Annotated in this window: 17 protein-coding genes and 1 pseudogene; 10 read left to right on the top strand and 8 right to left on the bottom strand. The window is 43.0% G+C overall.

The features are described 5' to 3' along the window. Positions 1 to 2: 2 nt before the first annotated feature. The 10 genes from DXA07_RS00695 to DXA07_RS00655 all read left to right on the top strand — a co-directional run bounded on the left by DXA07_RS00695 (position 3) and on the right by DXA07_RS00655 (position 9,859). Positions 3 to 635: an MBL fold metallo-hydrolase gene (locus DXA07_RS00695; protein ID WP_117807870.1), complete on the top strand. Its 633-nt coding sequence runs from the start codon at positions 3 to 5 to the stop codon at positions 633 to 635. A 24-nt stretch (positions 636 to 659) separates the two neighbouring features. After that, on the top strand, positions 660 to 2,213 hold the full coding sequence (gene hemZ / locus DXA07_RS00690) for a coproporphyrinogen dehydrogenase HemZ (protein ID WP_117807868.1): 1,554 nt from the start codon (positions 660 to 662) through the stop codon (positions 2,211 to 2,213). Beyond that, positions 2,210 to 2,380 carry a hypothetical protein gene (locus DXA07_RS13215; protein ID WP_243015392.1) on the top strand — a complete coding sequence of 57 codons (171 nt, stop codon included), beginning with the start codon at positions 2,210 to 2,212 and terminating at the stop codon, positions 2,378 to 2,380. Before hemZ ends, DXA07_RS13215 begins: the two co-directional genes overlap by 4 nt. Next, entirely contained in the window at positions 2,377 to 2,829 is a 453-nt protein-coding gene (locus DXA07_RS00685; protein ID WP_243015391.1) for an HD domain-containing phosphohydrolase, read from the top strand. Before DXA07_RS13215 ends, DXA07_RS00685 begins: the two co-directional genes overlap by 4 nt. A 41-nt stretch (positions 2,830 to 2,870) precedes the next feature. Continuing rightward, a complete protein-coding gene (gene hisS / locus DXA07_RS00680; protein ID WP_117807864.1) occupies positions 2,871 to 4,121 on the top strand; it encodes a histidine--tRNA ligase in 1,251 nt (416 codons plus the stop codon). 23 nt (positions 4,122 to 4,144) lie between these two features. Then, entirely contained in the window at positions 4,145 to 5,950 is a 1,806-nt protein-coding gene (gene aspS, locus DXA07_RS00675; RefSeq protein WP_117807862.1) for an aspartate--tRNA ligase, read from the top strand. Positions 5,951 to 6,138: 188 nt separating this feature from the next. Beyond that, positions 6,139 to 6,951: a hypothetical protein gene (locus DXA07_RS00670; RefSeq protein WP_117807860.1), complete on the top strand. Its 813-nt coding sequence runs from the start codon at positions 6,139 to 6,141 to the stop codon at positions 6,949 to 6,951. A 110-nt stretch (positions 6,952 to 7,061) separates the two neighbouring features. After that, positions 7,062 to 7,601: a DUF4342 domain-containing protein gene (locus DXA07_RS00665; protein ID WP_117807858.1), complete on the top strand. Its 540-nt coding sequence runs from the start codon at positions 7,062 to 7,064 to the stop codon at positions 7,599 to 7,601. A 95-nt stretch (positions 7,602 to 7,696) separates the two neighbouring features. Continuing rightward, positions 7,697 to 8,380, top strand: a complete 684-nt coding sequence (locus DXA07_RS00660) for a response regulator transcription factor (protein WP_117807856.1) — start codon at positions 7,697 to 7,699, stop codon at positions 8,378 to 8,380. A 111-nt stretch (positions 8,381 to 8,491) separates the two neighbouring features. Next, on the top strand, positions 8,492 to 9,859 hold the full coding sequence (locus tag DXA07_RS00655) for a HAMP domain-containing sensor histidine kinase (RefSeq protein ID WP_243015390.1): 1,368 nt from the start codon (positions 8,492 to 8,494) through the stop codon (positions 9,857 to 9,859). Between the two features lie 133 nt (positions 9,860 to 9,992). Here the strand turns inward: DXA07_RS00655 and DXA07_RS13835 are convergent, their stop codons facing one another. The 8 genes and pseudogenes from DXA07_RS13835 to DXA07_RS00620 all read right to left on the bottom strand — a co-directional run bounded on the left by DXA07_RS13835 (position 9,993) and on the right by DXA07_RS00620 (position 13,949). Next, positions 9,993 to 10,598, bottom strand: a complete 606-nt coding sequence (locus DXA07_RS13835; protein WP_348980711.1) for an MATE family efflux transporter — start codon at positions 10,596 to 10,598, stop codon at positions 9,993 to 9,995. Between the two features lie 89 nt (positions 10,599 to 10,687). Next, on the bottom strand, positions 10,688 to 11,359 hold the full coding sequence (locus DXA07_RS13830) for an MATE family efflux transporter (protein ID WP_348980710.1): 672 nt from the start codon (positions 11,357 to 11,359) through the stop codon (positions 10,688 to 10,690). Between the two features lie 15 nt (positions 11,360 to 11,374). After that, positions 11,375 to 11,851, bottom strand: a complete 477-nt coding sequence (locus DXA07_RS00645; protein ID WP_118482892.1) for a dihydrofolate reductase — start codon at positions 11,849 to 11,851, stop codon at positions 11,375 to 11,377. Between the two features lie 60 nt (positions 11,852 to 11,911). Further along, positions 11,912 to 12,358, bottom strand: coding sequence for a hypothetical protein (locus DXA07_RS00640; RefSeq protein WP_118482890.1), 447 nt, complete (start codon positions 12,356 to 12,358; stop codon positions 11,912 to 11,914). A 69-nt stretch (positions 12,359 to 12,427) separates the two neighbouring features. Further along, positions 12,428 to 12,979, bottom strand: coding sequence for a histidine phosphatase family protein (locus DXA07_RS00635; protein ID WP_118482889.1), 552 nt, complete (start codon positions 12,977 to 12,979; stop codon positions 12,428 to 12,430). A 34-nt stretch (positions 12,980 to 13,013) separates the two neighbouring features. Beyond that, positions 13,014 to 13,154 (bottom strand): annotated as a pseudogene (locus tag DXA07_RS00630) (flavodoxin family protein); the annotation flags it as partial. A 71-nt stretch (positions 13,155 to 13,225) separates the two neighbouring features. Then, positions 13,226 to 13,723 (bottom strand): hypothetical protein, encoded by a 498-nt coding sequence (locus DXA07_RS00625; RefSeq protein WP_118482887.1) that lies wholly within the window; start codon positions 13,721 to 13,723, stop codon positions 13,226 to 13,228. 7 nt (positions 13,724 to 13,730) lie between these two features. Next, entirely contained in the window at positions 13,731 to 13,949 is a 219-nt protein-coding gene (locus DXA07_RS00620) for a helix-turn-helix domain-containing protein (protein ID WP_118482885.1), read from the bottom strand. Between the last annotated feature and the right edge of the window lie 21 nt (positions 13,950 to 13,970).

The raw sequence follows: 13,970 nt of genomic DNA, 5'->3' as shown, positions 1-13,970 counted from the left end.
GGATGGCAGAATTAGAAGTGAAATTATATCAGTTGGGTGATTTGGGAACCAATTGTTATATCGTAAGTAATAAAGAAACAAAGGAAGCAATCGTAGTTGATCCGGCAGATAATGCAGATTTTATTTATAGGAGTCTGACAGATGCAGGACTTGCCTGTGTAGGAATCTTCCTGACACATGGACATTATGATCATATCGGAGCATTGGATGATCTGAGAAAACTGACAGGAGTAAAGGCATATGCTTCCGAGGACGAGAAGCAGGTGCTTGAGAGCAGGACAGGAAATCTGTCTGCGGTGTTTGGTCATCCGCTTGAAACATCAGCGGATATTTATCTGCAGGATGGACAGGAGGTTGCAGTTCTAGGAACTGTGGTACGGTGTATCAGTGTGCCGGGACATACGATAGGTGGCATGTGTTATTATTTCGCAGAAGAACATCTGCTGTTTACCGGAGATACATTATTTGCATCGTCAGTTGGCAGATCGGATTTTCCAACCGGAAATGAACAGGCTCTGTTAGAGGCGATCGAGACGAAGCTTCTTGTATTACCGGAGGAAACAGCTGTGTATCCGGGACATAACGGAACTTCAAGGATTGGCAGAGAAAGAAAATGCAATCCATTTTTTTCATAAATAACGATAAGGAACTTGGTTGACATGATTTGTCTGATTCAGAATGTAGAAGATTATAATAATGACCTGAGAGTGATCCTCATGGCGTTTTACATGGGTGTGAAGATCATCACACCGGAGAATATAGAAAAGAAGCCTGAACTTGGGGCAGATGTTGCTGCAACCCTTGTGGCAGAATTTGCAGAAGGTCAGACAAAGATCTGGATGAAGGATGGCGGTCTGGATGTGAAATCAGAAGGAGCTTCTGAGGATAAACAGCAGGACTGGTCTGCGAGAGAAGTCTGTGGAAAACCGGATATCGTGATCGATCAGGATTATCATGACAGAAAGATATTCCGTAATGTTCTGAAGCGTGCCATGTACCGGATGTTGTCAGAGAGAACCGGAAGAGTTCTGCCATGGGGTAGTCTGACCGGCGTACGTCCGGTGAAGATTGCAATGGAAGCGGTAGAACGTGGATGTACAGATGAGGAGATACAAAAGCTGTATCAGGAAACTTATGTGGCAAGCCGGGAAAAGGCAGAAGCCTGTGTGAAGATCGCCAGACGTGAGAAAGCAATTATCGAGACGATCGATGAGCGAAATGAATACTGCCTGTATATCGGCATACCGTTTTGTCCGACGAGATGTCTGTACTGCTCCTTTACCTCTTATCCGATCGGTGTTTATAAGGATAAGGTCGATGCTTATCTGGATACAATGGAAAAGGAAATGGAGTATATTGCGGAAAGTTATACCGAGAAGAAACTGGCATCCATTTATATTGGTGGCGGTACGCCGTCTTCGATCAGTGCAGAGCAGATGGATCGTCTGTGCAGCATGATCGAGAAGCATTTTGATTTGTCGCAGGTTCGGGAATATACGATCGAAGCAGGTCGTCCGGACAGTACGACAGCAGATAAGCTGCAGGTGATGAAAGCGCATGGCGTTGATCGTATCAGTATCAATCCGCAGACGATGAATGGAGAGACACTGAAGCTGATCGGAAGAGCACATACACCGGAGCAGGCAGAAGAAGCATTTATGAGAGCCAGAGAAGCTGGCTTTGACAATATCAATATGGACTTGATCGTAGGTCTTCCGGGTGAAGATGCAGAGATGGTGAAGCGGACACTGGAAAAGGTGAAGAAGCTTGCACCGGAGAGCCTTACGGTTCACACACTTGCGATCAAACGGGCAGCGCATCTGAAACAGGAGATGGACAAATACAGCTTTGCAGGTGATGTGGATGAGCAGTTGTCACTGGTTGGACAGGCCGCAGAAGAACTGGGACTTGCACCATATTATCTGTACAGACAGAAGAATATGGCGGGAAATCTGGAAAATGTCGGATATGCAAGACATGGACTGGAATGTCTCTATAATATTCTGATTATGGAAGAACGGACAGACATTATAGGAATCGGTGCGGGAAGCTCCAGCAAGCTGATCCGCCGGGAGGGAGATCTGGACCCGGTTACAGGAGAGACGATCACAGGAAACCGGATCGACCGTGTGGAAAATTGTAAGAGTGTAGACGATTATATCGCAAGAATTGATGAAATGATTGACAGAAAAAAGCAGGCGTTTGCAAAATGACAGATAAAGTTATAAACTTAGACACAGATAAAGAAACAGAATACTATGAACAGGATCTGGATGATGCCATCCGTCATGGAATGTGTGTCAGCCGGTTGTCTTCGGAGCTTGCCAGAGACTGGGGCTCCCGGAAGAAGAGATTCATAAGATCGCAGTTGCCGGTATGATCCATGATATCGGAAAGCTCCGCATCACACCGTATATATATGGCCGTGGCAATTCCATGAAGATTGAGGAAATGCGGTATGTGAGACTTCATGCGAAGCTTGGGGCAGATATCGCAAGGCAAGAAGGCTACGGGGATGATATTGCAGATATTATTCTGTATCATCACGAGAACTATGATGGTTCCGGTTATCCGTACTGTCTTCAGGGAGAGGAGATCCCGATCGGAGCAAGGATTATTCGTGTGTGTGATGTATTTGTCGCGCTGATCAGTGACCGTGCATACCGGAAAGCATTTGAACCCAAGATCGCATTATTGATGGTGATCGATGAGGTGCGGCATTTTGACATGAAAGTATTTCTCGCATTTCAGAGAATTATAAATACAACTGATATTTTAGATGAGATTCAGTTAATTTTAAAAGGGAGCTATGAATCACGGATCAGTTGATGTATAGTATAAAAATATGAACAATAGATGGAGGATGGAATATGATAACCCAGGCACCAAGAGGAACCAGTGACTGGTTCGGTGACAAGATGAGAACACGTACACAGGTAGAAGCAATGGCGAGAAATCTGTGTGAGAAATTCAATATAAAGGAAGTAATCACACCTGTATTTGAGCATACGGTGCTGTTCCAGCGTGGTGTTGGAGAGACAACCGATGTAGTACAGAAGGAAATGTACACCTTTGTTGATAAAGGTGGAAGAAGTATCACATTGAAGCCGGAAGGTACAGCAGGTGCGATCCGTGCTTATGTTGAGAATAAATTATATGCAGAACCACAGCCAATTAAGATGTTCTATATCACGCCGGCGTTCCGTTATGAGAAGCCGGAAAGCGGAAGACTTCGTCAGCATCACCAGTTTGGCGTTGAGTTTGTCGGATCTCCAAATCCAATGGCAGAAGTAGAGGTTATGACACTGGTATCAACTCTCATCAAACAGATTGGTCTGTCAGATGCAAAACTGCATATCAACAGTATCGGATGTCCAAAATGTAAGAAAGTGTACAATGATGCACTGATTTCTTATCTGAAAGGTCATGAAGAAGGACTCTGCAATACCTGTAAAGAGCGTATGGTTAAGAATCCGCTTCGTGTAATCGACTGTAAAGAGCCGGGTTGTAAGGCGATCGTAAAGGATGCTCCAAGAACAATTGATTATCTGTGTGAAGAATGCGATGCTCATTTCAAGGAGCTTCAGAGACTTCTGACAGAGCTTGAGATTCCATTTGAGGTTGACACCGGAATCGTTCGTGGCCTGGATTACTATACAAAGACAGTATTTGAATTCGTAAATAAAGAGGGCTTCACCTTATGCGGTGGGGGAAGATATGACAATCTGGTATATGAGATTGATGGAAAAGAGGCACAGCCATCTGTTGGATTCGGTATGGGAATTGAAAGAATCTTGTATTTCCTTGAGAAAGAAAATATCAATCTCGCGCCGGAAAAACCGATTGATTTATATGTCGGCATCATGGGTGATTCCGCAAAGGCAAAAGCGTACAAGCTGGTATATGATCTTCGTCTGGCCGGTTATATCGTAGAGACAGATTACATGAATCGAAGCGTAAAGGCGCAGATGAAATATGCAAATAAATTAAATGCGAGATACACGATCATTATTGGTGATAATGAATTAGAGACCAATACCGGTCGTATCAAGAATATGGAAACGGGCGAGCAGACCGAGATTGCGCTGGATCAGCTTGCAAGTGTATTAGAAGAAAGATAAGAACCATAGGAGGATATAGAAAAATGGCAGAATCAATGCAGGGATTGAAGCGTTCCCACAGATGTGCAGAGGTTTCAAACGCTCTTGAAGGACAGAAAGTAACCGTAATGGGCTGGGTTCAGAAGAGCAGAAATAAAGGTGGAATCATATTTGTCGATCTCAGAGACAGAAGCGGTATTCTTCAGATCATATTTGAGGAATCCAAATGCGGAAGCGAGTGCTTTGAGAAAGCAACAAAGCTTAAGAGTGAGTTTGTAGCAGCGATCGAAGGTACCGTCTGCAAGCGTGCCGGTGCAGTAAATGAGAATCTGACAACCGGAGATATTGAAGTTGTGGCAACTTCCCTTCGTATCTTATCAGAGGCCGAGACACCTCCATTCCCGATCGAAGAGAACAGCAAGACAAAAGAAGAATTACGTTTGAAATACAGATATCTGGATCTGAGAAGACCGGATCTTCAGAGAAATCTGGTTATGAAGAGCAAGGTTATGACTATTGCCAGACAGTTCATGGCAAATGAAGGTTTCCTTGAGATTGAGACACCTATGTTATGTAAGTCAACACCGGAGGGCGCAAGAGATTATCTCGTACCAAGCCGTATCCATCCGGGTACATTCTATGCATTACCACAGTCTCCACAGATCTACAAGCAGCTTCTGATGTGCTCCGGTTATGACCGTTATTTCCAGATCGCAAGATGTTTCCGTGATGAGGATCTTCGTGCAGACAGACAGCCGGAGTTCACACAGATGGATATGGAGTTATCCTTCGTAGATGTGGATGACGTTATTGATGTAAATGAAAGACTTCTTGCAAAATTATTCAAGGAGATTCTGGATGTAGATGTAAAACTTCCAATCCGCCGTATGACATGGATCGAAGCAATGAACCGTTTCGGTTCTGATAAGCCGGATCTTCGTTTTGGTATGGAATTAAAGGATATCAGCGAAGTTGTTAAGGGCTGTGGATTCGGCGTATTTACAGGTGCACTTGAAAATGGCGGATCTGTCCGTGGTATCAATGCAAAGGGACAGGGAACAATGCCTCGTAAGAAGATTGATGCTCTGGTTGAATTTGCAAAGACATACGGAGCAAAAGGTCTTGCATATATTGCCATTAATGAAGATGGCACTTACAAGTCATCTTTTGCAAAGTTTATGACTGAAGATGAGATGAACAATATCGTAGCAGCACTTTCCGGTGAACCGGGAGACTTGCTGTTATTTGCAGCAGATAAGAACAAGGTTGTATGGGATACACTTGGAGCACTCCGCTGCCACCTTGCAGACCAGATGGGACTGCTTGACAAGAATGTATTTGAATTCGTATGGATCACAGAATTTCCACTTCTTGAGTGGTCAGATGAACAGAACCGTTTCACAGCTATGCACCACCCATTTACTATGCCGATGGAAGAGGATCTGGCGATCATTGATACAGATCCGGGTAAGGTTCGTGCAAAGGCCTATGATATCGTATTAAATGGTAACGAGATTGGTGGTGGATCTGTCAGAATCCATCAGGATGATATTCAGGAGAAGATGTTTGAATGTCTTGGATTTACAAGGGAACAGGCGTATGAAAGATTTGGTTTCCTGTTAGACGCATTCAAATATGGAGTACCACCTCACGCAGGACTGGCTTATGGTCTGGATCGTCTGGTCATGCTTATGGCAAAACAGGATTCTATCCGTGATGTGATCGCATTTCCTAAGGTAAAGGATGCATCCTGCCTGATGACAAATGCTCCGGACTATGTGGATGAGGCTCAGCTCAAAGAGCTTGGTATTGACATTACAGTTTTAGACGAACAGAAGACGGAAGAATAAAAAATAATGAAACTGCACACTGTATATCCTTATTGTGTGTAAGCAACGAACCAGAACCTGTGTTTGTACCGGGTTATGGTGACTGCCTGGGATATACGGGGTGCGGTTTTGTTTTATAATAGGGCGCATCGGTTAAGGATAAAGCGGATGGGTTCTGGTTTTGAAAGAAATGTGGAGGATAAATGATTATGAAAAGAGGACATTGTATTCTGGCGGCAGGTTTGTGTATTCTGGCAGGGCTTGTATCCGGATGCGGAGATAAAAAGCAGCAGACCTCCGAAGAGATAACAACGGCAGAGGATGGAACGGTTGCAGTAGAAGTGCTGGATAATGATCAGATTGCACTGGTATATAATGGATATGATCCGGAAGTTCATGGAATGATGTTTACGATTACAAATAAATCGGATGATCAGATGGTAAATGTGTATTTCAGTGATGTAGTGGTTGATGGAGAGACGCTTCAGCCAATGTTTGGCCTGGATGTGGAAGCACAGACAAGTGAGGATCAGATTTGTCTGGTGGATTGTGATGCAGCGCCGGCTGCTTTGACTGGTATTGTATGTGTGGATGACATGGAAGGTTATACGATCGGTACATATGAGATCGATGACGTTGCCCTTTCAAATGAAAAAGATGATACAAAGGAATATACCGTAAAAGAGGGAGCTGTAACGATTCTTGATAATGACAAGGTTACAGTATCTTATATTGGAATTGAGAATGACAGTGATGGCGATGACGCAGAACAAGTACTGGCATTTGAGGTTTACAATAAAACGGATAAAAAGATACAGGCAACATTTGACACAGTTCTTGTAAATGGAAAAGAAGAGGAAATTTCTTATGTGGCAGATGCAATGGGGCATACATATGCAACCTTATTCTGTGACGTGTCCGACGTGAAAGCAATGACAACGCTGACTGGTGAATTTGCTGTTTATGATGAAGATGATGAGTTGATCGGAAGCTATTCGATCGAGAAAGCTGCATTGAAATAGAAGGTTAATTTATTAATCTGATTTTAATCTTTCTCCTATTTTAGATTAATTCGTGGCTGGTATAGTAAAACCATCAGCTGAGGAGAGAATAGAGAAAGAAGGAAAAAGATATGGATAATTTAGAAAAAGTAGAAAAGATAAGAGAAAAAACAGGTGTCAGCTATGAAGAAGCCAAGGCAGCTTTGGAAGCAACGAATTATGATGTGCTGGATGCGATCATTTATCTGGAAAAGAACGGTAAGGTGAAAGCACCGGAGGTAACCAGTTACACGACGGAACAGGCACAGCAAACATCAACAGAATTCGAACAGGCACAGCAGGAATATACCAGAGACTGCAATAAAAAGACCTTTGGTCAGATGATGGATCAGTTTTTTTCCTGGTGTGGAAGACTTTTAAAGAAAAGCGTGGATTCCAAGTTCATCATAGAAAGACGCGGCAGCACTATGGTGAATGTACCTGTTCTGGTATTGATACTTGCGATCATCTTCGCATTCTGGATCACGATTCCATTATTAGTGGTCGGTTTATTCTGTGAATGCAGATACCATTTCGCAGGAATCGATAATATCAATGTAGATTTGAACAGTGCCTGTGACAAGGTTGCGGATACGGTAGAAACTATTAAGACAGACATTAACAAGAACTAATGTGAGAGATTAATTTACAATACACAGATTTATTTTAAGGGACATAGGTACTCAAGATACTCCCTTAAAATAAATCGTCACAACAAGGAGTAGAGATGAGCCGGAAGATTTTGATTGTAGAGGATGAAGAAAAGATTGCCAGATTTGTAGAGCTGGAATTGGTTCATGAAGGCTATGAAGTAATAAAGGCATTTGACGGGCGGACAGGTCTGGATCTGGCACTATCAGAACATGCTGACCTGATCGTGCTGGATGTTATGCTTCCAAGGCTAAATGGTCTGGAGGTTCTTCGCCGTATTCGTAAAGAAGGAAATAATGTACCGATCCTGCTGCTTACTGCAAGGGATGCGGTAATGGACAAGGTGTCCGGGCTGGATGCGGGAGCGGATGATTACATTACGAAGCCATTTGCGATCGAAGAACTTCTGGCTCGTATCCGTGTAGCGCTGAAGCGGAAAAGCACAGACCGGCAGGAGACACATAAGCTAGAGATCCATGGAGTCAGCCTGGATACTGACCGGCATGAGGTTATGGTGGCGGGAGAACCGGTGGAGCTTACCAATCGGGAATTTGAACTGCTGCATACGCTGATGGAGAATAAGAATATCGTCATGGATCGGGAAAAGCTGATGAATATTGTCTGTGGTTATGAGTATGTCGGTGAGACAAATATCATAGACGTATATGTCCGTTATCTTCGTACGAAGATTGATGACCGGTTTGGGATCAAGCTGATCACAACTGTCCGTGGGGTTGGATATGTGATCCGAGAATCGTAAGGATACAGACTGGCATAAAGGCTGCAGGATATCGTCGGATGTCTGCTTTGAATACAGTGCGTGGAATTGCCATCTTGATTAGTTCGCAATGCATACATGAAATATTTGTTTTTGAGAGCAGGGCGCGAGCCAGAGCTGTGCATGTATGGATGTAAGAATGTAGAAGAAAAGGTATCACAGATGAATGAAAATAAGAGAGTGACCTCGATTGCGAGAAAAATAAATATCAGCTTCTGGCTGAAGGAAGTGGGCAATGTAATAGGAATCAATATTATCATTGCCCTTCTTATTATGGGAACATGGATGTACTGGTGTACAACAAAGCTTCCGGATCAGGTAACAGGTGAGCATTATTATTTTAATGTCAATCAAGAAAAGCATACACTGGAATATGTGATCGATGGAAGTGACCGGAAATCATATGCATATGATTTTCGGGATGTAAGGGATCTGGCAGCTGTGCCGGGAATCATACTGTTATCGGCAGAGGGATTTGTGTTGTTCTTTGCGTTATTCCGGACTTCTGTTGTCAGAAGAAAGCTGAAGCCGTTAAATGATCTGGCGGTAAAAGCAGAACAGATCAGTAAGATGTCATTTGAGCAAAATGGTATGGAGGATCGGAAGAAGCATTCTGATTCGAAGACGACAGAAACGATCGCTCGGGATCAGATGGCTCATCTGGAACAGGCAATATCACATATTTCTCCGGATGATGCCGAACAGGGAATCCATACCGGTGACAAGGAACTGAAAAGTATCGAGATCGCATTGAATAATCTGCTTCGGAATATGAAAGAAAATGAAAGGCGGCAGGTACGGTTTGTATCGGATGCGTCACATGAGCTTCGGACACCTATTGCTGTGATCCAGGGATATGTGAATATGCTGGATCGATGGGGAAAAGAGGATGAAAAGGTTCTGACAGAATCCATCGAAGCCCTTAAGAATGAGTCCCAGCATATGAAAGAACTGGTAGAACAGCTTCTGTTCCTTGCGCGGGGTGACAGCGGAAGAAATACCTTGAATAAAGTGAAACTGGATCTGAATCAGATGGTCAGTGAGGTCTGGGAGGAATCCCAGATGATCGATGGGAAGCACCGCTATCTGTTCCGTGGAACAGATCCTGCATATATGACAGGTGATATAGCCATGATCAAACAGTCCATCCGGATCTTTGTACAGAATGCGGCAAAGTATTCTTCGGATGATGCGGATATTATATTAGGAGTTATGCTGGAATCCGGTTATGTTAGTTATATGATACAGGATGAGGGAATCGGAATGGAATCGTCAGATGTCGTTCATATCTTTGAACGATTCTACCGGTCGGACGAAGCGAGAAATGGCGAGACCGGCGGTTCCGGCCTTGGTTTGTCTATCGCCAAATGGATCATCGATGCTCATTCCGGCACGATCCAGGTCGTTTCCCGTCCGGAGATCGGCACCCGCTTTATTGTCCGTTTCCCGATGTGTGAGTAAAAAGTAAACTTGCCTGTGTGAACGGTGTCTGGTGATATCATCATATATAAAGACCATTGTGAGTTATAGAACAAAATGTGTTGATAAAAACCGTCTTTAACCCTGATAAAGGGCTGGAGACGGTTTAATCTTTTTAGCGGAAAGATTTGGTGCGGAATTCATTCCAGACCATGAAAATGGCGACCGCTCCGGCAAGTCCATCGGCGATTGGACCAGAATACATAATGCCATCAATGCCCATAAAAAGCGGCAGAATAATTAATAATGGTAGAAGGAACAGGATCTGTCTGGTCAATGACAGGAATGTTCCTTTTTTCGGTTTGCCAATCGATGTAAAGAAGTTCGAAGTGATCGGCTGCATAAAGTTTATAAACGTAAAGAACAGAAAAATACGAAAATAGCTGATCGAAAACTGAAAGTAGCTTTCGGAGCCGTTTCCGAAAATGGATATGATCTGCCTTGGCACAAACTGGAACAGCAGAAATGCAATAAGCGCGATCACAAATCCACAGGTAGAAGCAAACAGATAGGCAGATTTCACCCGTTTGTATTTCCCTGCACCATAGTTATAGCTGGTGATCGGCTGTAAGCCCTGTGATATACCGATGATCAGGGATAGGAATACCTGGTTTACTTTTGTGATGATTCCGGCACAGGCGATAGGGATTGCTTCGCCATAGATAGAAAGGGAGCCATAGTATTTGAGAGATTTGTTCATAATGATCTGTACGATCATCATGGCAAGCTGGTTGCTGCAAGGAGCAGTACCAAGGGATGAGACTCTTGCTATGATCGATCTGCTGATGCGGAGATGTTTTTTTCTTATCGTTACAGTCTTGCAGTGGGATAAAAACCAGATGACAAGACCGGCGGAGATACCTGACCGATAACGGTTGCGATGGCTGCACCTGCCATACCCATCTGAAGAACGGATACAAACAGTGCATCTAAGATCGTATTGATCACGGCTCCGGTGAGGTTACAGATCATGCTGATCTTCGGTCTCCCATCAGCTCGGATCAGATGACCGCTTCCGGTTGTGAGGATCAGAAAAGGAAATCCGATTGCAACAATGCCTGTGTAAGTTTTTGCATAGGAAAGTACATTGTCGGGAGATCCAAAGAAGCGGAGCAGAGGCTCTAAGAACAGCAGGGTGATCGTAGTTAAAATCACACCACAGCCAAAGAGCATAACAGCGGAATTGCCGATATAATAAACAGCTTTTTCCTTTTCTCCTTTTCCCATAGCCAGATTAAAAGCAGATGCGCCGCCGATGCCGAACAGCAGAGCGATCGCGATACAGGATATGGAAAGTGGAAATGAAATATTGGTCGCAGCATTACCAAGTTCGCCGACATTTCGCCCAATGAAAAACTGGTCAACAATGTTATAAAGAGAGCTAACCAGCATGGCTACTATACTTGGAATGGCAAATTGCATTAATAATTTTTTTACGGGCTGAGAGCCGAGAGGATTTTCATTTGTTGTCTGTGTATTCATATGGGTTGTCCTTGTTTACAGTTTCTTGCGGGTGTAGGTCATACGGGTAAATGTAATGTCGTCACCGCCGGATTCAGCGGTTGTAATATCGAATTCATCTGCGTTGAATTCTGGGAAGAAGACATCTCCGTCTTCAACGACAGTATCAACTTCTGTGATATACATGGTATCAACCAGTGGAAGTGCCTCTTTGAACAGACCATATCCACCGGAGATATAGACATTTCCCTCTTTTACAGCATCAAGAGCTTCCTGTAAAGAATGAACGGTAAGCAGGTTTTCGCCGGAGTAATTGGCAGTATTTGATACAACGATATTCATTCGGTTCGGGAGAGGATGTCCGATCTCTTCATATGACTTACGTCCCATAACCACAGTATTCCCTGTTGTCAGTTCTTTAAACTGTTTCTGTTCTCCTTTGATCCGCCATGGGATCTGTCCATTTTTTCCGATTACATTATTTTTTGAACGAGCAACGATTAAACCTATCATAGTCCGGGTTCCTTTCTCAGATGTCATATTTATTTTTCAGCATACCTGATCTTACGAAAATCAGCAAGTGGATTGCTGGTTTAAGCATGCCAGTTGTTGTTTCAGATATTCATATCTTAAATGTTTTTCTTCTTTTGCAAAATGTACTTCACGGAACTGCTCAGGATTGTTCTTATAAGAAAGAGTCTCATCACCAAACTGTTCACTGGTCAGGTCAAATATATGACCGTTGACATCGTTATAGCAATGATAGTTTCCGCCGGGACGCAGGATGCCATATACTTTGCCGCCAAAGATGTCCTGAACCAGAAATGCTGTGATAGAGCACTGCCCCAAGGTTTTATTCTCCGGTGTCCAGCCGTCACGCAGTCTTGGTGCGCAGGTATCAGCACACCAGATATCAGATAATCTGTCGTACAGATCCTGTGGGGTATGGATTCCGTTATATTTGTTTGTTATGGCAGAAACGGTTGCCTGTTCCCAGCCGTAGAAGTTGTAGGTCTTCATTTCAAATATCTCCTCATTTGTTATTGAACGAAATGTGCGTTTTTGTTTGTTTGGATTTTTGAATATTATTTATAGTATACATTTTAGTTTGCAGTTCTCGATTCCTGCGCTCCAGAATTCTGACAGCGGGATCCCTTTGACCTGACAGATGATACTGGAATTCATAGCTCCATGTCCGACGATCAGGACATCCTTTCCCTGATCTAATTGTGGTTTTACAACCTCTTTCAGAAATTCTCCTGTTCTCGCAAATAACTGTTCAAAGCTTTCTCCACCATCCTTTGGAACTTTATAGTTTGCCGGATCAAGAAAGAGATCCTTCATCGGACAGCCGGGAGTATCTATACAGTTGGCGGTTCCCTCATAGATTCCAAAACTCATTTCCTTTAACCGGTCGTCCGTTATGATCGGAATGTTCCGCCCTTTTAATACGATCTCGGCTGTTTCCTTTGCTCGGATAAGAGGAGAGCAGTAGCAGATATCAAAATGGATATCGGCATATTCTGTTCTGGCATGCTCCGCCATCTGCCGTCCTTCTTCATTTAGCGGAATATCGGTTCTTCCCTGCAATCGCCGTGCATTGTTCCAGTCTGTTTTTCCATGTCTCATAATGTATAACATAGTTTATCAGTTCTCCTTCTGGTATGCTATTATTTTATCGAATGAAATGTGTCCATGCATGTTCCTCAGTCTTTGGAAGTCCGAATTGTTCTTTTCCGAGAGCAATGCTTTTCATAAGAAATGCCATATTCCGTGCAAGGACACGCATAGTCTGTTTTCCTTCTTCGTCAAATGCTTTTCGCATTTCTTCTAATGCAATGGTGGTATTTCCATTGATTCTTGGACTTCCGTTTATCATTAATACATTCATGATTTTTCCTCTTTTCTATTTGATAATTCTTTTTTGTACTTAATAAATTCAACAATAAGGATAATGGAATGTAATATTAATTCACCTATTAATATCCAAAAAAATACATAAAATGTAAAATCCGCGTCACCTTTTGGAAAGCACCAGTTATTTGGATTATCCTTATCTACAATAATATTCATTTTGCTGTATATGTAGTATGAGGAATCGCTGGTGAACTTTTTTTCATATTTTTTGTCATTGTATGTATAGTTTATTTTGATATGGTATATGGTCTCGCCGTATGTAGTCGGATTATCATAATCCGGGGAAGATCTAAGGACATATTCTGAGTTGCAATCTTCTACGGTAGCTGCGATTTTGGCACCATTGGCTTTTATCTTTATAACCTGCTGGGCATCTTTATAAAAGACACCACAAAAGAATAGCAGAAGAACGGTAGTGGCGAGCATCAGGATTGCAGTTTCCTGAATGTTTTTCTTTTTATCTGTCATATGAATTCTAATTTTTTACATCCCCTTTTTCTTTTGCAATGTTTTCCATGCGGATATAATAAGCTAAAAGGCGGAGAACATAGTCTGGTGCATTGCGCGTTCCTCTTTCCCATTCCGTAACGGTTCTGTATGGGATATTAAAACATTCACAAAACTCTTTGCGGTTCATTCCGGTAGATTCCCGGAGTTTTTTTATCTCAATCTGACATTCGGTTAGTTGCTCCATTCCGTGCCACCTCCTGTTTGC

Source organism: Clostridium sp. AM54-37XD, assembly GCF_003478225.1.
Classification (GTDB): Bacteria; Bacillota; Clostridia; order Lachnospirales; family Lachnospiraceae; genus Coprococcus; species Coprococcus ammoniilyticus.
Note: the sequence above shows the minus strand (reverse complement) of the source record. Positions and strands in the feature narration are given on the sequence as shown.